Origin of the sequence: Ancylobacter sp. WKF20 (genome assembly GCF_029760895.1) — a bacterium.
Taxonomy (GTDB): domain Bacteria; phylum Pseudomonadota; class Alphaproteobacteria; order Rhizobiales; family Xanthobacteraceae; genus Ancylobacter.
The window spans coordinates 663559-681912 of record NZ_CP121679.1 but is presented as its reverse complement, the minus strand read 5'-3'; the positions used below and the strand labels follow the sequence as shown (position 1 = coordinate 681912).

14 protein-coding genes are annotated in these 18354 nt (G+C 68.4%); all 14 read right to left on the bottom strand.

Features of this window, described 5'->3' with window-relative positions:
* Positions 1-4 precede the first annotated feature (4 nt).
* Positions 5-799: an urea ABC transporter ATP-binding protein UrtD gene (urtD, locus tag AncyloWKF20_RS03055; RefSeq protein ID WP_279317866.1), complete on the bottom strand. Its 795-nt coding sequence runs from the start codon at positions 797-799 to the stop codon at positions 5-7.
* A 25-nt stretch (positions 800-824) separates the two neighbouring features.
* Complete coding sequence (gene urtC, locus AncyloWKF20_RS03050) at positions 825-1979, bottom strand: urea ABC transporter permease subunit UrtC (RefSeq protein ID WP_279316480.1); 1155 nt, start codon at positions 1977-1979, stop codon at positions 825-827.
* Positions 1976-3619, bottom strand: a complete 1644-nt coding sequence (gene urtB / locus AncyloWKF20_RS03045) for an urea ABC transporter permease subunit UrtB (protein WP_279316479.1) — start codon at positions 3617-3619, stop codon at positions 1976-1978. The genes urtC and urtB overlap by 4 nt, the downstream gene beginning before the upstream one ends.
* A gap of 180 nt (positions 3620-3799) precedes the next feature.
* Complete coding sequence (gene urtA / locus AncyloWKF20_RS03040) at positions 3800-5110, bottom strand: urea ABC transporter substrate-binding protein (protein WP_279316478.1); 1311 nt, start codon at positions 5108-5110, stop codon at positions 3800-3802.
* Positions 5111-5305: 195 nt separating this feature from the next.
* Complete coding sequence (locus AncyloWKF20_RS03035) at positions 5306-6487, bottom strand: aminotransferase (RefSeq protein ID WP_279316477.1); 1182 nt, start codon at positions 6485-6487, stop codon at positions 5306-5308.
* A 120-nt stretch (positions 6488-6607) separates the two neighbouring features.
* A complete protein-coding gene (locus AncyloWKF20_RS03030) occupies positions 6608-7372 on the bottom strand; it encodes a porin family protein (RefSeq protein ID WP_279316476.1) in 765 nt (254 codons plus the stop codon).
* A 187-nt stretch (positions 7373-7559) separates the two neighbouring features.
* Positions 7560-8726: a DUF1513 domain-containing protein gene (locus tag AncyloWKF20_RS03025; RefSeq protein ID WP_279316475.1), complete on the bottom strand. Its 1167-nt coding sequence runs from the start codon at positions 8724-8726 to the stop codon at positions 7560-7562.
* Between the two features lie 10 nt (positions 8727-8736).
* Complete coding sequence (locus AncyloWKF20_RS03020) at positions 8737-9873, bottom strand: imelysin family protein (protein ID WP_279316474.1); 1137 nt, start codon at positions 9871-9873, stop codon at positions 8737-8739.
* A 14-nt stretch (positions 9874-9887) separates the two neighbouring features.
* Positions 9888-11129: a di-heme oxidoredictase family protein gene (locus tag AncyloWKF20_RS03015; protein ID WP_279316473.1), complete on the bottom strand. Its 1242-nt coding sequence runs from the start codon at positions 11127-11129 to the stop codon at positions 9888-9890.
* 266 nt (positions 11130-11395) lie between these two features.
* Entirely contained in the window at positions 11396-12853 is a 1458-nt protein-coding gene (locus tag AncyloWKF20_RS03010; RefSeq protein WP_279316472.1) for a multicopper oxidase family protein, read from the bottom strand.
* A gap of 7 nt (positions 12854-12860) precedes the next feature.
* Positions 12861-14153, bottom strand: a complete 1293-nt coding sequence (locus AncyloWKF20_RS03005) for an imelysin family protein (RefSeq protein ID WP_279316471.1) — start codon at positions 14151-14153, stop codon at positions 12861-12863.
* A gap of 173 nt (positions 14154-14326) precedes the next feature.
* Positions 14327-14614: a hypothetical protein gene (locus AncyloWKF20_RS03000; protein ID WP_267582906.1), complete on the bottom strand. Its 288-nt coding sequence runs from the start codon at positions 14612-14614 to the stop codon at positions 14327-14329.
* Positions 14615-14954: 340 nt separating this feature from the next.
* Positions 14955-16286 (bottom strand): TIGR03862 family flavoprotein, encoded by a 1332-nt coding sequence (locus AncyloWKF20_RS02995; RefSeq protein ID WP_279316470.1) that lies wholly within the window; start codon positions 16284-16286, stop codon positions 14955-14957.
* 165 nt (positions 16287-16451) lie between these two features.
* Positions 16452-18272 (bottom strand): single-stranded-DNA-specific exonuclease RecJ, encoded by a 1821-nt coding sequence (gene recJ, locus AncyloWKF20_RS02990; protein WP_279316469.1) that lies wholly within the window; start codon positions 18270-18272, stop codon positions 16452-16454.
* Positions 18273-18354: the final 82 nt, after the last annotated feature.

Here is an 18354-nt window from a genome sequence, read left to right as displayed (position 1 = left end):
GCGCCTAGCGTCCCAGATAGACTTCGATGACGCGCTCATTGGCGCTGACCTGGTCGAGCGTGCCCTCGGCCAGCACGGAGCCTTCATGCAGGCACATGACGCGCACGCCGAGATCGCGCACGAAAGTCATGTCGTGCTCGACGACGACCACGGAATGGCCGTTCGCATTGATCGCGCGCAGCAATTCAGCGGTCTGCGCCGTTTCGGCGTCGGTCATGCCGGCGACCGGCTCGTCGACCAGCAGGAGCTTGGGATCCTGCGCGAGCAGCATGCCGATCTCCAGCCACTGCTTCTGACCGTGCGAGAGCTCGCCACCGAGGCGATTGCGATGGTCGCCGAGCTTGATGGTCTCGAAGATTTCATCAATGCGCTCGCGCGCCGCCGCGCTCTCCCGCCGGAAGATGTTCGGCAGCGCCGAGCGCTGGCCTTTAAGCGCAAGGCGGAGATTGTCGATCACCGTGTGGCTCTCGAACACGGTCGGCTTCTGGAACTTGCGGCCGATGCCGAGCGTGGCGATCTGCGTCTCGTCCAGCTTGGTGAGATCGGTAATGCCGCCGTTGAAATAGACGTCGCCTTTATCCGGGCGGGTCTTGCCGGTGATGACGTCCATCATCGTCGTCTTGCCAGCGCCGTTCGGGCCGATGATGGCCCGCATCTCGCCGGGATCGACGGTGAAGGAGAGCGAGTTGAGCGCCCGGAAGCCGTCAAAGGTCACGGTGACGCCGTCGAGGTAGAGCAGCGCCTCGGTCAGCGACTTCTTCTCGGCGCCGAGCCCATCGGGAGCTTCGGGAGCCACCATATCGATCGCGTTCATCGTGGGCTCCTCATTCGGCCGGCTTGGGCGAGGCGAGCGGAGCGTCGGCCCCGTCCGGCGGCGGCCGCCGCTTCTCGCGCCACTCATAGAAGGTGCCGACGATGCCCTTGGGCAGGAACAGCGTCACCGCCACGAACAGCCCGCCGAGCATGAACAGCCAGTAGGGAGCGAGCATGCCGGAGGTGAAGTAGGTCTTGGCATAGTTCACCAGCACGGCGCCCAGCGCCGCTCCCACCAGCGTGCCGCGCCCACCGACCGCCACCCAGACGATGATTTCGATCGAGTTGGCCGGCGAGAATTCGGAGGGGTTGATGATGCCGACCTGCGGCACATAGAGCGCGCCGGCGATACCCGCCAGCATGGCGGAAACCACGAAGGCGACGAGCTTGTAGTTCTCCGCCCGGTAGCCGGTGAAGCGCACCCGTGTTTCCGCATCACGGATGGCGATCAGCACCTTGCCAAAATGCGAGCGGACCAGGAAGCGGCACAGCACGTAGCCGAGACCGAGGGCCAGGGCGGAGAGGACGAAGAGAACGAGGCGCGTGCCGTCGGACTGAATGTTGAAGCCGAGAATGTCCTTGAAATCGGTCAGACCGTTATTGCCGCCAAAGCCCATGTCGTTGCGGAAGAACGCCAGCAGCAGCGCGAAGGTCATCGCCTGGGTGATGATCGACAGATAGACGCCGGTGACGCGGGAGCGGAAGGCGAACCAGCCGAACACCAGCGCCAGCACGCCCGGCGCCAGCAGAACCATCACAGCGGCGAACGGGAACAGGTCGAAGCCGTACCAGAACCACGGCAATTCCTTCCAGTTCAGGAACACCATGAAGTCCGGCAGCACCGGGTCGCCATAGACGCCGCGCGTGCCAATCTGACGCATCAGGTACATGCCCATCGCGTAGCCGCCGAGCGCGAAGAAGGCGCCATGGCCAAGCGAGAGAATGCCGACATAGCCCCAGATCAGGTCGACCGAGAGGGCGAGCAGGGCATAGCAGAGATATTTGCCGAGCAGGGAGACCACATAGGTCGGCACATGAAGCGCCGAATCCGGTGGCGTCATCAGGTTCAGCGCCGGCACAAGGATCGCCGCCGCTGCGAGAATACCGAGGAAAATCAAGCCACTGGGCGCAAGGAGCGCGGGCTGGCGCGTATCGGTCGTGCTCATGCTTCGATCGACCTCCCCTTGAGGGCGAAGAGGCCGCGGGGGCGTTTCTGGATGAAGAGGATGACGATGACGAGCAGCGCGATCTTGCCGAGCACCGCGCCGGCATAGGGCTCGAGCAGCTTGTTGGCGATGCCGAGCGACATGGCGCCGACCAGCGTGCCCCACAGATTGCCCACGCCGCCGAAGACGACGACCAGGAAGCTGTCAATTATGTAGCTCTGCCCGAGGTTTGGCGAGACGTTGTCGATCTGGCTGAGCGCCACGCCGGCGATACCGGCGATGCCCGAGCCGAGGCCGAAGGTCATCGCGTCCACCCAATTGGTGCGGATTCCCATCGCCGCGGCCATGCGCCGGTTCTGCGTGACGGCCCGCATCTCGAGGCCGATGCGTGTGGTGCGGAGTACAGTGAGGAGTGCAATGAAGACAATCAGTGCAAAAACGATGATCCACAGCCGGCCCGAAGTGATCGCCAGATGGCCGATGTCGAACGAGCCGGACATCCAGCTCGGCGCGCCCACCTCGCGGTTGGTCGGCCCGAAGATGGTGCGGATCGCCTGCTGCAGGATGAGCGAGATGCCCCAGGTGGCGAGCAACGTCTCCAGCGCCCGCCCATAGAGGAAGCGGATCACCGTGCGCTCGATCAGCACGCCGATCAGACCGGTGAACAGGAAGGCAAGCGGGATGGCGATGATGAGCGACCAGTCGAACAGGCCGGGATAGCTCTGCCGGATCAGCTCCTGCACGACGAAGGTGGTGTAGGCGCCGAGCATGACCATTTCGCCATGCGCCATGTTGATGACGCCCATCACGCCGAAGGTGATGGCGAGGCCGATGGCGGCGAGCAGCAGCACCGAGCCCAGCGAGACGCCGTACCAGACATTCTGCGCCACGCCCCAGAGGGCGAGGTTGCGCTCGATGCCGGCGATGGCGTCAGCGGCGGCCTGCTTCACCTCGGGCGAGGCGCTGTCGGGCACGCCGCGCAGGATGGCGAGCGCGTCCTGATTGCCTTCGGCGCCGACGAGCTGCACCGCGGCGATGCGGTCGGCCGGGGAAATGCCTTCCTTGGCGATGAGGATGGAGGCGCGCGCCAGCGTCAGCGCGGTCTTGACCTTGGGATCCGTCTCCTTGGCCAGCGCCGTCTCCAGCGCCGGCAACGCCGCCTCGTCGCGCGAGCGGGCGACGGCGACCGCCGCGTCGAGGCGCTTGGCCGGGTCCGGGCTGACGAGAGCAAGCGTGCCGCTGGCGCCCTCGATGGCGCGGCGGATGCGGTTATTGACGCGCACCGGCTTCACCGCCGGGGCATCGGTCACCGGCTGGAGGGTCGCGGCGCTCACGAGGCCCTTATCGGTGCTGATGAAGAGCTGGCGCGGCGCGGTGGTGGAATAGACCAGCTTGCCGTCGGCCAGAGCGGCGACGATCTGCGCCGCGGCCGGGCTGCCGCTGACGGCGAGCACGCCGAGCGCGGCTTCGGTGTCGTTGTAATTGTCGTTCGCGAGCTGCGCGAGCGGGGCGCTGATGTCCTGCGCCCGCGCGGCGCGGGAGAGGCTCAGCGAGCCGGCCAGCAAGGCGCACAGCGCCAGCAGGGCGACAAGGAGGGCGCGGCCGGAACCGCCAGGTCGTGCGCGAGAGGTCATCATCATCCGTCGGTGAGCGGAAGCTGGCGGCCGAAACAGGTCCGGCGGCGACGGCACAGCGGCACGGGAGCCTTCATTGTCGGGCAGAACTCTGGCCGGCAGGGCGTCACGGCGCCGCGGGTGCCGGCCGCCCATGGGCGGCCGGCGGAAGGCGGAATGATCGGCGGAGCGATCAGGCGGTGCGGCTCACTGGCCGGCGCCGCCGCACTTGCCGGTCTTGACGTTGAAGTTGCCGCAGTTGAGCGGCTTGCGCCAATCCGAGATCAGATCCTTGGAGCCTTCGAGGTGGGGCGACCACTCTTCGGCAACGATCAGGCCCGGGGTCTGCTCGACGATGTCGAACTGGCCGTCGTCCTTGATCTCGCCGATGAGCACCGGCTTGGTGATGTGGTGGTTCGGCATCATGGCCGAGTAGCCGCCCGAAAGGTTCGGCACGGACACGCCGATGATGGAGTCGATCACCGCATCCGGGTTGGTGGTGCCGGCCTTCTCGACCGCCTTGACCCACATGTTGAAGCCGATGACGGTGGCTTCCATCGGGTCATTGGTCACGCGCTTGTCGTTCTTGGTGTAGGCCTTCCACTTGGCGATGAACTCCTTGTTCTCGGGAGTATCGACCGACTGGAAGTAGTTCCACGCGGCGAGATGGCCGACCAGCGGCTTGGTGTCGATGCCGGCGAGCTCTTCCTCACCCACCGAGAACGCCACGACCGGGATGTCGGTCGCCTTGATGCCCTGGTTGCCGAGTTCCTTGTAGAACGGCACGTTGGCGTCGCCATTGATGGTCGAGACGACGGCGGTCTTCTTGCCGGCCGAACCGAACTTCTTGATGTCGGCGACGATGGTCTGCCAGTCGGAGTGACCGAACGGCGTGTAGTTGATCATAATGTCCTCGGCCTTGACGCCCTTGGACTTCAGATAGGCTTCGAGGATCTTGTTGGTCGTGCGAGGGTAGACATAGTCGGTGCCGGCGAGCACCCAGCGCTTCACGCCTTCATTTTCCATCAGGTAGTCGACCGCCGGGATCGCCTGCTGGTTCGGGGCGGCGCCGGTGTAGAACACGTTGCGCTCGCTCTCCTCGCCCTCATACTGCACCGGGTAGAACAGGAGACCGTTGAGCTCCTTGAACACCGGCAGCACGGATTTGCGGGACACCGAGGTCCAGCAGCCGAACACGACCGCGACCTTGTCCTTGGCCAGCAGCTCGCGCGCCTTTTCGGCGAAGAGCGGCCAGTTGGACGCCGGATCGACCACCACAGCCTCCAGCTTCTTGCCGAGCACGCCGCCCTTAGCGTTCTGCTCCTGCACCATGAACAGCACGGTATCCTTCAGCGTGGTCTCGCTGATGGCCATGGTGCCGGACAGCGAGTGCAGCACGCCGACCTTGATCGTTTCCTGGGCCTGCGCGGGCAGGGCCGCGCCGGCGACGGCGAGCGCAGCCGCGCCGAACGCGGCGCGAGCGGCGACGCGCCGCGCCTGAGTGAACAGGTTGAGCATCTTCTTTCCCTTCTGGATTTCAACACGCAGGACCCCCGTCCGCGTGCCGGGGACATGTTTTGCAATGAGCGTGCCAAACCCGACGTCGCGTGCAATCCCGTTGGCCGTCGAAAAAATTCAAAAGTCGAAACAGAGAACTGCCTAAAAACTAGACGAGCCCTACAGCAATTGGGCGGTTTGGGTGCGATCCTTCACTTATGTGTATACATTAATGGTTGAATGCCCACGTCGCAGCACCGCGCTCTGAAGCCGGCTCAGCGCCAGGTCGAGCGTCGCATCGGTCTTGGCGAAGCAGAAGCGCACCACGCTGCGCACGGCCTCCTGCGCATAAAAGGCGGAGACGGGAATCGCCGCGACGCCATACTCGGTCACGAGACGGCGGCAGAATTCCTCATCCGTCTCCGTCAGGGCCAAGGGCGCCAGATCGACATTGAGGAAATAGGTGCCGGACGAGGGCAGCACCGGAAAGCCGGCCTCGGACAGGCCGCGCGCCAGGCGGTCACGCGAGCGCTGGAGGTTGGCGCGTGTGCCGAGGAACCAGTCCTGCGGCTTGCCGAGGCCATAGGCCACCGCGTGCTGAAGGGCGGGCGGCGTCGTGAAGGTGAGGAACTGGTGCGCCTTGGACAGCGCCTTCATCAGCCCCGGGGCGGCGCAGACGAAGCCGACCTTCCAGCCGGTCATGCCGAAGATCTTGCCGGCCGAACCGATCTTCACGGCGCGCTCGCGCAAGCCGGGTAGAGCCAGCACCGAGGTCGGCTCATGGCCGTCGAACACGACATGCTCCCACACCTCATCGCTGACGAGCACCGCGCCGGCCCGCTGGGTGTAGGTGGCCAGAAGGTCGAGCTCGGGGCGGGAGAACACCCGGCCGGTCGGGTTGTGCGGGTTGTTGAACAGCACGAGGCGGGTACGCGGCGTGAAGGCGGCATCCAGCGCCGCCTCGGTGATCTGCCAGTGCGGCGGCACGAGGCGCACGAGGCGCGGCACGCCGCCCGCCCGCTGCACCAGCGGCAGATAGGCGTCATAGAGCGGCTGGAACAGCACGACCTCGTCGCCGGGCTCGATCAGCGCCAGCAGCGCGCCGGCGATCGCCTCGGTGGCGCCGGAGGTCACCATCACCTCGCTGTCGGGATCGAGGTCAAGCCCCTGCCAGAGCCGGTAGTGCTCGGCCACCGCGTGGCGCAGCTCCGGCACGCCCATCATTGGCGGGTACTGGTTCCACCCATGCAGCACCGCCTCCGCCGCCTTCTCGCGCACGTCGAGCGGGCCGGGATCATCCGGGAAGCCCTGACCGAGATTCACCGCCTGATGCTCACGCGCGAGACGCGACATGGTCTCGAATACCGTGGTCGGCAGATCGGCAAACAGCGAGTTCATTCCACAGCCTCACGACGGCAATCTAATAGTTGGACACCACAGACCTGTCCTTATCAGCCCGCGCGGCACAAAACAAAAGGGGCCGCACGAGGCGGCCCCTTGGCAGAGATGTCGGATCGCTCAGAAGCGGTAGTTCAGGCCGGCCTTGATGGTGTGGAACTTGGTTTCCACGTCGAGGCTCGCGGCGAGCACGCCGTCATTATAGGCGAACGCCTCCTGGCTGCCGAGGTCGACATAGAGGTACTCGGTCTTGAACGACCAGTTGTCGGTCAGCGCGTATTCGAGGCCACCGCCGACGGTCCAGCCCCACTGGGTGTCGTCGGTGCTGCCGGAGACGCCGAGCACGGTGTCGAAATCGGTGATCGCGGCGTCGACATTGGTCGACACCTTGCCGTAGGCCGCACCACCGGTCACGTAGAGCAGCGCGCGATCCCAGCCATAGCCGAGGCGACCACGGATGGTGCCGAACCACTCGACTTCGCTGCCGGCGTTCAGGCTGGCCGCACCGACGGCATCGGCGCCGTCAAACAGGGTGGCGGAGGCGTCGACATTGCCGTCGATGCCGGACCACTGGAAGTCCGCCTCGACGCCGATCACGACGCCGCCGTCGAACTGGTAGTTGTAGCCGATCTGACCGCCGCCAAAGAAGCCGGACGAGTTCAGCGAGGCGTCACCGCCAATGCCCGCGCCGAAGATCGAGAGCGCGTAGGGGTAATCGAAGTCGCCGCCGCCATAGCCGCCATTCGCGCCGACATAGAAGCCGGTCCAGGTGAAGACGGGGGCGACCGCCACGACCGGCGCCTTCACCGGATAGGACATGTCAGCGGCCGAGGCCACGACCGGAAAGGCGACGAGAGCGACGCCGGCGAGCAGAATGTTCTTCATGATTTGCCTCCCAACCAATGCACTGATGGGAGGACGCATAGGTTTCCGCAGAGACAGCGCCTAGTGTATTTTCGCAACACTCCCCAGATGAGAGCATCATACAAGGCTCTGCAACTATTAGGACACCGCAGGAACGTATTTTAATACCTATACGCTTTGGCGGAAGCTGGACAAAAATTGCAGCTATTCACAACGCAAGTGCAGCATGATTGTCGAAGCGCAGGTCTTTCTTCACCCGTGCGCGGACACCCAGTGAATCACCGTCCGTCGCCAGCAACGCGATCTCGCCGAGTCCGCTGGTGGCAAGGAACTGCCCGGCCTGCCGGGTGGGGGCGAGGCCGCAGCCATCGACCAGCGTCAGCGCGCCGATGAAGCGCCCGTCGCGGCGCCACACCGCCACGCGGTTGCCACGCGGGCTGGCGGCGGCGACATAGGCGCCGGAGGCATCGAACGCCACCGAGCCGACATAGGTGCGCAGCCCCCGCCATTCCGCGTCCGGCGCGTCGAAGGCAGTCAGCCGCTCGCCTTCCACCGCATAGAGCAGCGGGCGGGCGATGCCGTCGGCGAGCAAATCCTGCGCGGCGATCACGGTGAAGCCGTCCGGCGCGCTGGCCAGATGCCGCAGCGACAGTGATTCCAGATCATCCCCCAGCGCCGCCACCGCGCGCGTCGCCCCGCTCATGGGATCGAGCAGCGCGACGCTGGCGCCAGCGATCTCCGCGCCCACCGCTTGCGGCGTGTGCGGCTCGACACCGCCATTGGCGACGATGAGCGTGCCGCCGACGGGGAGGAGGTCATGCGGGCCGATGCCGGACGAGGCCCATTCCGCCTCGATGGCGAAGCCCGCCTCCGGCACGCGGCGGGTGACGACGCCCTGCCCGCTCGACCGTTCGATCTCGACCGCGAGGAAACGCCGCCCATCCTCGATGAACCGTCCATGGCCGGAGAAGACCCGCCCCTCGCCCGGCTCGAACCGCGCCAGCACCGTGCCGCTGCGCCGGTCGAAGACGATGGCGGTGGTGCCGGGCCGCCGCGCCACGGCGATGGCGGTGCGCCCGTCCGGGCCGGGCTCCACCCAGTGCAGCCGCTGCCCGGCCGGGCCGACCGGCGTCGCCTCCATGTCGGGCGACAGCAGCACCGGCGCGAAGCCCTCGCCGACGCCGGCGGTGCCGACCCATTCGGTCTCCATCAGGTCGCACGCATGCAGGTCGCGCGCATGGTCATCGGCATGAGCGGCGCCGCCGAACAGAAGGCGGGGCGCGGCCACCACCGTGCCGAGCGTCCCGAGCAGTCCGCGACGGGAGACACCGAAGAGGGAGCGGTCGAACAGGCCCATGTTTCCCAAGCGTCCCATGCGTGCCCCCTCAGTCGCCGTCGAGCGCGTTGAAGCCGAGCGGCACGCCGAGGCCGGAAGCGAGCGGGCTGGCGACGCTCGCCTGCGCCGCCTTGAAGGCGGTGATGGCGGCCTGCAACTGCTTGCGCCCCTGCGGCGTGGTCGCGGCGGCGCCGATATCCTCCGGCAGCGCCTTGGCCGCCGCCTCGGCGCCCGCCATGGTCTTCTCGATGGTCGCCCGCCCCTTGGCGTCGAGGCCGAGGGCGAGCTGGTCGGCCAAGGCGTCGGCGCTGGCGATGATGGCGATGATGGTCTCGCGCGACAGCCCGCTGCGCCGCCGGTCGGCCAGCAGCGGCTTGGCGTCATCCGGCGTCTTGCCGAGCACGACGAGCAGGCGCTGGTCGACGACACGCTGATAGGCGCCGGCAAGGTCGGTCACCATCTGGCTCAGCAGCGCCGCCGGCTCCGGGAAATAGACGGGATCGGACTGGCCGGCGATCAACTGGCCGAGCAGACCGTTCTGCCGGTCGCCCCACCCCTCCCGCAGCTCCTCGGCGATGGTGGCGAGGTTGAGGGCAATGGCGCGGCCGAGCGCGCAGCGCCGCGCCGCTTCCGGCCCGGTCACCAGCGCGGCCTCCGCGCCATCGTCATAGAGCACGCGCTCCAGCGCCGGCAGGCCCTGCACGGCGGCGCTCAGGCGGAAGAAATGGTCGGGCTGCAACCGCTCATCCGTCGGATCGCCGATGATTTCGGCCACGGAACGCCCCACGGCATTGCGACGCTCCGGGAACAGGTTGAACCGGTCCGGCCGTAGCGAGAGCATGACCGGACCGAAGGTGATGAACTCGACCGAGGCCCAGCCATCGGACACGGCGGCAAAGCGCGTCTTGAGTTCGGCGACGCCCTCAGGCGTCGGCTTGGCGCAGAAGCTCTCCCACGCCTGAAGCTGCGCCCGCGTCGCCGTCCTCAAAGTGTCGTAGCGTGGCAGCAGCCAGCTCTCCACCACCTCCGGCGCCGAGACGGGCGCCGCATTGGCCCGGCCGACGAACAGACCAGACAGCAACGCCGTGGCACCGGCGAGGACGGGCACACTTTGCGCCGCATGGCCCGCCACCTGCCCGATCTGGCTCGCCAGCGCCAGCACCAGCGCGAAGGGAGAGCGGTTCATGCGAAATCCTCGGCTCATAGAGACGACACATAGTCGATGAGAATACGGCGCTGGCGGTCATCCAGAGCCTCGAAACGCGTCCTGGCGCCGCTCGCCTCGCCGCCATGCCAGCCGACAGCCTCGGCGACATTGGCCGCGCGGCCGTCATGCAGCAGGCCGAGGCCCCGCGCCAGAGAGCGCGAAAGGCCCGCCAGCGGCGCCGTGCGCCACTCGGCGGCATCGGCGCCGGGCACACCCGCCGGATCGGCCAGCCCCTCGCCCATATCGTGCAGAAGCACATCGGTGAACAGGGCAAGGTGCCCGCCATCGCGGGTCGGCAGCGCGGGGTGGTGGCAGGCGGCGCAGCCGGTAGCGGCGAACAGCTTGGCGCCGCGCCGGTCAGGCTCGCTGGCGGGCACCTTCAGGCTGCGCAAGTAAGCGTCGATGCGGGAGACGATAGCCTCGGTGATTTCCGGCTCGCCCTCCGCGTCCCGCCCATGCGGGGCGTTGCGGCAGGCGGACTGCGCCGGCGTGCAGTCGCCCCACGGCTCCAGCCGCCGCGGCGTGGAGAGGCCGAGGTCGAGCGAGAAGGCTTCCGAGGTCTGGCCGGCCAGATCCGCATGGCTCGCCTTCCAGCCGAAGCGGCCGATCCGCGAGCCGCCCTCGGGCGTCTCCAGCCGCCGTGCCCGCCCGCGCACGCCGTCGCCATTGCTGTCATCGGGATCTTCGAGCGCGAGAATGGCGGCGTCATCCACCAGCTCCAGCCGGCCGCGCCCGCGCAGATCCGGTGCGACACGCAGCGTCACCTGCGTGGCGGCGTCCAGCGGGCCATAGCCGAGTTCGTCCGCGCGCGGGAGGCGCCGGCCGTTCGTCTCGGTGACGCCGATGGCGCCCTCGGCCGGCACGCCGGGCAGCGTCATCGTCTCCAGCCGGTGGCCATAGACCGGGTCCGGCCCGCCATCCTCCCGGAACAGGCCGAGGACGAGACCGAGCCCCTCCGGCCGCCCGGCCTGGTTGATCGCCGTTGCCCCCTGCCCCGCGCCGGGATGGCAGGCGGAACAGGAGCGCGCGTCGAACAACGGGCCGAGCCCGTCATTGGCGCGGGTGGAACTCGGCGCGGGCACCCAGGGCCGCTCGAACAGCGCCTTGCCAATGGCGATGTCGAGGCCGTCATCGCCGGCGGTGGCGGGGAGCGGGAGGAGGAAGGCGGCAAGGAGAAGGGGAAGGAGACGGGTCAGGGCACGCCGGCTGCCTTGCGTGCGCCGGTCATCGCTCAAGGTGGTTTCGCCGCTGCGCTGAGTCTTTCCTGGATACCGGATCGGTGCTCCGGCTTCGCCGTCGCTGGTCCGGGACCCGAGGGAGGCGCGTGCGGGAGGGAGAGCCTCCCCCTTCCCGTTTCCCGGACAAGCCGCGCGCCGCGCGGTGCCGATCCGGGATCCAGCGGAAACTGCGCCGAAGGCGTCCCGCCCCTCCCCCCAGCCCTCTCCCCGACGGGGAGAAAGAGTCGGGTCGGCATGGCCACACATGCGCGCGCGAGGAATCATCACACCACCCGGAACCAGCCCATCATGCCGGTCTCCATATGTTCGAGGATGTGACAGTGGAAGACCCAGTCGCCGGGCGCGGCGACAAAGGCGATGTCCACCGCCTCGCCCGGCTGCACCAGCACTGTGTCGGCGAAATGCGGCGGCAGGCGGCCCTTGCTGGAGCCGAGCACGGCGAAGGCGTGGCCGTGCAGATGGATCGGGTGGGGAAAGCGCGTCTCGTTCTTGATGGTGACGCGGTAGCTCTTGCCCACCTCCATCCGCGCGAGCGGGGGCGGCAGGCCAAGGCGCGTGCCGGCCGACCAGGAGACCTGGCCGATCGACCAATAGGTCGCGGCGCCGACGCAGAAGCTCGCCACCAGCGCCTTGGCCAGCGGATCGTCGTGCGGCAGGCCGAGCTCCTTCACCGCCGCATCCGTCGCCTGCTGGAGGGTAAACGAGAGCGACTCGGCGTTCTTCAGGTCCGGCACCGGCAGCGTGGCGGGCGGCAAGGCGAGCGGCCCCTTGCGCGGCTTCGTGCGGCCCTGCGCGGTGAGCGTGGCGAAGGCATAGACCTCCGAGGCGCGGTAGTCACCGATCGTCACCGGCGCGTCATTGGCGGGCATGCGCACATGCAGGTCGATGCGCTGGGCCGGCCCCATGCGCCAGATGCCATCCGGTAGATCGTCGAGCTTCACCGGCTTCAGCGCATGACCGTCCACCGCGATGAGCCAGGCCTCGCCGCCCTCGACACCGATATCCATCACGCGGGTGGAATCGACGTTGAGGATGCGTAGCCGCACATCGCCGCCGGCGGGAGCGTTGAGCGCGAGGCGCGGCTGGCCGTTGCAGGTGCGGGTGGCACCATAGGTGCCGGCCTTGGAGGCCCCGTCCGCCTCGGTGAGCGGCAGGAAGCTGCCATCGTCGGCGAGGCGCCAGTCCTTCAAGCAGAGCACGTGCTCGGCATCGAAGCGCGGGTCGCGCGGATCCTCGACGATGAGCACGCCGACCAGACCGCGCCCGGCCTGCCCGGTCTCGTCGCAATGGGGATGAAAGAAGAAGGTGCCGGGATCGTCCAGCGGCAGAAGGTGTACGAAGCGCCCGCCCGGCTCGACCAGCGGCTGGGTCAGCGGGGGCACACCGTCGAATTCGTTCGGCATGCGGATGCCGTGGAAATGCAGCGAGCTGCCTTCATTCAGCCCGTTCGCATAGGTCGCCTCGAGCCGGGCGCCGCGTGGCAGGCGGATGAGGCGGAAGGGTTCGCCGTCATAGGCGTAACAGGGCGTCGCCGGGCCGTCCGGGCCGAGCAGGCGCATGTCCAGCGGGCCGGCGGCGAGCGTCAGCCGGTCGGTCGGCACGAAGGGCGCCGGCGCGCGCGCCTGCCCGAGGCGCGAGGGAGCGATCGCTCCCAGCGCACCGAGGGCCGCGCCCGCGCCGAGAAAGGCGCGGCGCGAGAGACCCGCGCCGCGTGACCTCATGGCGGGCTCACTGACCGACCTTGGACGGGTCGTCCAGGCTGTCCGAACCCTCGACCTTGATCTTCAGCTTCAGCGCGGCGACCACGCCCTCGAAGCCGCGGGTCTGGGCAACCAGCGAATCGACGCCGGTCTGCACCAGCTTGTTGCCGGCCGCGTTACCCTCGCCGATCATCTGGTCATAGGCCTCCTTGCCGCTGTCGGCCTCGTCCTTGATGGCCTTCAGCGCGGCGAGCGCGGCATCGACCTTGGCGTCGGCCTCCTTCGCCGCGTCCGGCGCCTTGGCGGCCGCATAGGCGGCGACCGAGGGGCCATCCACGACCGTGCCGTCCACGCGGGTGTACTTGCCGCGATAGATCGAGGCGATGCCCAGCTCGTCGTAATAATGCGAGTTGTGGGTGTTGTCGGAGAAGCAGTCATGCTCCTCCTCCGGGTCGTGCAGGATGAGGCCGAGCTTCATCCGCTCGCCCGCCAGCTCGCCATAGGAGAGCGAGCCGAGGCCGGTGAGGATGGTGCCGAGCGCCGCCTTGTCCTTCTGCTTGAGCACGGCGGCGCGGGCCTTGCCCTTGGCGCTCCACGCCTTGGCCATGTCCTCGAGGTCGGACACGAGCAGGTCGGTGGCGGCCTTGAGATAGGCGGCGCGGCGGTCGCAATGGCCGTTGGTGCAGTTGGCGGTGTCGTAATCGGTGGCGGGACGCTTGCCGGCGCCCGGCCCGGTGCCGTTCAGATCCTGGCCCCAGAGCAGGAACTCGATGGCGTGGTAGCCGATGGCGACGTTCGACTCGACGCCGCCGGCCTCCTGCAGGCTGTCGAGCAGCTTGGGCGTGATCTTGGTGGCGTCGATGGTCTTCTTGCCGACGCGGATCTTGGTGTTGGCGATCACATTGGCGGTGTAGAGCGGGTTCTCGTCCGAGGCGTCGCCATAGGACTTGGCGTCGACATAGTCGATCAGCCCCTCATCGAGCGGCCAGGCGTTCACGCGGCCTTCCCAATCGTCGACGATGGCATTGCCAAAGCGGAAGCCCTCGGTCTGCTGGTAGGGCACACGAGCGGCCTTCCAGGCGGCCTTGGCCTTGTCGAGATTGGCCTCGGTCGGCGCGGCGAGGAAGGCGTCGACCGCGGCCTGCAGATCCTTCGCGGTCTTCAGGCTGTCGCCATACATCGCCTCGGCAATGTTGGCATAGGTGACGACGATGTCGCTCACCTTCGGCGCGGTGTCGGCGCCGGCCGGGCCGGCCGCAATGAGGGCGCCGAGCGCAACAGCCGCCAGAAGCGGCGCCGCGAACAGGGTTTTGGCTCGCATGGTTTCTCCTCCCGTCGCCCCCAGGGCGTTCGTGATAGGGAGTCCTACGCCAGCACCGGAAGTCGTCGCAAGTGTTCGGGGCGCAGATTAGAACCGTTACACGGTAGGTATGACACGAAGACACGTCAGGCGTGCGGTCAATACGTGCGATTACTTCTGATAACGACCGGCGATTATGACGCAGCGTCCAGAAGGGGCTGCAGCGCCTCGATCAGCGCCTCGTCGGTGACGGAAGCCAGCGGACAATAGAGCTTCGCCGCCTCGGTGCGCCGGCCAGGCCGCATCACCAGCACCACGGTTTCCGCCCCGCCGCAGGCCGGGTCGCCGCAGGCGATCTCGGTGATCGACACGGTGGTGTCCTCGCCGACGCCGAGCATGGCGCGCGCACGCGCTGCGAGTTCGCGCGCGGCATCCGGCGCGGCTTCGGCACCCGCGCCCCGGCGGAAAAACAGGCGGGCCATCGCGCTCTTTCCTCACTCCCCGGCGGAACGACACGGCCGGCGAACGTGGCCGGCCCATGAACGACCGGCACTCAAGGAGTTAAGCCCGCCGGCGCCGCGCCGCAAGCCGCCGTCGCGGCAGGCGCCACCCGCAAGTAAAGAGCACCACACGCTTTTTAGAACTATAATAATACGCGAAGATAGCTGTTGTATCAGCAGATTAGTCATCGTACTTACTTCGCAGCGGTCGCCGACAACGTCCGGCAACCCAGTCATCGCTGCCGTCAGTGACGGCACAGCTTTCGCGAGGCCCTTTCCCGGCAGGTCTCGTGAAACGCGCGGGACGACGACACGCGCTCCCTCAGCCGTCGTCCCGCGCCTTAGCTTCCCGCCGCGCGCGAGGCTCCCCGCGTGCCTCGGCCTGCCAGCCGCCCGTCCACGGTTCGGGCGCCCTCACACCGAGATAGCCGAGAATCCCCACTGCCGCCGCAGCGCCCGTGGCGAATGAGGCTTGCAGCAGGTAGCCGCCCGTAGGCGCCTCCCAGTCCAGCATCTCGCCCGCCACGAACACGCCGGGCCGCGCCCTGAGCATCAGACCATCGCTCACGTCTGATCGGGCGATGCCGCCGGCGCTCGAGATCGCACGTTCCAGCCCCGCCATGCCGGTGACCGTCAGCGGCAGGGCCTTGATGCGCGCGGCCAGTCCCAAAGGCTCGGTCGGCAAAGCCCCCTCGCCCTCGCGCAGCAGACCGGCCGCGACGGGCGAGAGGCCCGCCGCCTTGCGCAGCCGGTTCGACAGCGACTCGCCCTTGCGGCTCGCGGCCAGTCGCTCGGCGAGGCGCGCGGCGGAGAGGTCCGGGCGGAGGTCGAGCGTCAATGTCGCCTGCCCCTGCCGCTCGACCATGGCGCGCAGCGGGGCGGACAGCGCGTAGACGGCGCCGCCCTCCAGTCCCACCGGGTCGATCATCGCCTCGCCGCGCACCGTCGCGCCCTCAAAGGTGAGCGCGATCCGCTTCAGCGGCTGGCCGGCGAAGCGGGTGCGGAAGGTCTCCGACCAGCCGATATGCGCGCCACTGTTCGCCGGCCGCAGCGGCGCCACGGTGACGCCGATGGCGCGCAGACGCTCGACCCAGCCGCCATCGCTGCCGAGGCGGGGCCAGCTTGCCCCGCCCAGGGCCAGCAGCGTGGCGTCCGGTCGGATGATGGCTTCGCCCTCCACTGTCGCGAGGCGCAGGCCGCCGGACTCGTCCCAGCCCTTCCAGAGTTGGCGGGGGGTGAGACGCACGCCGAGGGCGTCCAGCCGGCGCAGCCAGGCCCGAAGCAAAGGCGAGGCCTTGAAGCTCGCGGGGAACAGGCGGCCACTGGAGCCGATGAAAGTCGGCTCACCCAGCCCCTCGACCCACACTTGGAGCCGGGCCGGCGGGAAGGCATCCAGCAGCGGCGCGAGCCAATCGGCCGCCCCACCATAGCGGGCGAGGAAGGTGGCGCGCGGTTCGGAATGGGTGAGGTTCAGCCCGCCCCGCCCGGCGATGAGGAATTTGCGCGCGGGCGATGGCATGCGCTCATGGATGGTCACCACGCAGCCGGCCTGTGCCAGCATTTCGGCGGCGATCAGCCCGGCCGGACCCGCGCCGACGATGGCCACCTGCGGCGGGGCGGAATTCCGTGAGTCGGATGAGAGGGTTGCGCTCACCTGCTCACATTCCGATTCCGGGTGAAGTCGGCGGCAAATGACGTGTGCGCCCAAGGCGCTGCTTGCCGCCCATGCCGCCCTGATTCAGGCTCGCGCTGAGGGCCTGAAGCACTGATTCAACGGGCTCGCAGGTTGATTCAGATGGCCGGCTCAAGCCCATGATAATCAACCGATTTCGGGAATGGCGACATCGTTGACACGCAGATTGACCTGCGTGCGCCCCTGCCAGCTGTCGAGTTCCAGCATGCCGGCGACATGGATGTTCTGGCCGCGCGCGGCGAGAAGGCTCTGGCCGAGCGGTGTGTTCACCGCGCGAAAGGCGACGCCCGACAGGATCGTGCCATCCGAACTGCGCAGCCGCACGCGCACCTGATCGGCGCTGCCGGCCTCGGCATAGACAAGGCGGTGGGCGGGAAAGGCGAAGATCGGCTGCGGGTTGCCCGCGCCATAGGGGCCGGCACGCTCGATCAGCTCGATCAATTCCGGCGTCGCGCCGGCGGCGGAGAGCGCGCCGTCGATCACCGTCTCATCGACCGCCCGCGCTTCTTCCACCGCGCCGGAGAGCGCCTCGTCGAGATAGGCGCGCAGCTCGCCCAGCCGCTCGCGGGCGATGGTGAGACCGGCCGCCATGGCGTGGCCGCCGCCCTTCACCAACAGCCCCCGATCCACCGCGCCACGCACGGCGCGGCCAACATCAACGCCGGGAATGGAGCGGGCCGAGCCGGAGCCCATGGCGCCGGTGAAGGCGATGGCGAAGGCCGGGCGACCGAACTTCTCCTTCAGCCGGGCGGCCACCAGCCCGACGACGCCGGGATGCCAGCCCTCGCCGGAGGACAGGATCACGCTGCCCTCCCCGGCAAGGCCGAGCGAGGCTTCCGCCTCGGCCTCGGCCTGCGCGACGATGGCGCGCTCCACCTGCTGGCGCTCGGTGTTAAGCCGGTCGAGCTCGGCGGCGATCACCGCCGCCTCGATGGGATCGCGGGTGAGCAGCAGGCGCGTGCCAAGCGCGGCGTCGCCAATGCGCCCGCCGGCATTGATGCGGGGCCCTAGCAGGAAGCCAAGATGCCATGCCTTGGGCGGGCCGGAGAGGCGGGCGGCATCCATCAGCGCTGTCAGCCCCGGCCGCAGCCGCTGGCGCAGCACGATCAGTCCCTTGGTGACGAAGGCGCGGTTGAGGCCGGTGAGCGGCACCACATCCGCCACCGTGCCGAGCGCGACGATATCGAGAAAGGACAGCAGGTCCGGCGCCGGTCGGGCATCGGTCCAGAAGCCACGCCGGCGCAGCTCGCGCACCAGTCCCACCGCCGTGACGAAGACGAGGCCGACGGCGCAGAGATGGCCAAGGCCGGAGAGGTCATCGGCGCGGTTGGGGTTCACCAAAGCGGTGACCTCCGGCAGGCTCTCGCCGGCCTGGTGATGGTCGATCACCACGACGTCCAGCCCCAGCTCGCGGGCGCGGGCGAAAGGCTCGAAGCTCATCGTGCCGCAATCGACGGTGACCAGCAGGCGCGCCCCATTGGCCGCCAACGCCTCGATGGCCGGGATGTTCGGCCCGTAGCCCTCGAAGATGCGGTCGGGAATGTGGAAGGCGGGATCGAGCCCGCCAGCTCGCAGCACCTCGACCAGCAGCGCGGTGGAGGTGGCACCGTCCACGTCATAATCACCGAACACCGCGACCGCCTCGCCCTTCTCCACCGCATCGGCGAGGCGGGCGACGGCGGGGGCCATGTCGGTCAGCGTGTCCGGGTCCGGCAGCAGGCGACGCACCGTCGGGTCGAGATAGGCCTCGACCTCCTCGATGGCGACGCCGCGCCCAGCCAGCACGCGGGCGAGGATCTCCGGCACGCCCTGGCGCTGGACGATGGCCATCGTCGTCTGCGCGCCGCGCGCGTCGAGGCGCTCGCGCCAGAAGCGGCCAAGCGCGGAATGCTTCACACCGAGAAAGGCACGCGGCGGCGGCGCCGCGGTCGGGAGGGTCAGACTCATGCGCCGAGGATAAGCCCTAACTTCGCGGGCGCGTCGAGAGGCGGCGCGCCTGTCGGGTGCTCACGGCGGGAAATGGTCATGA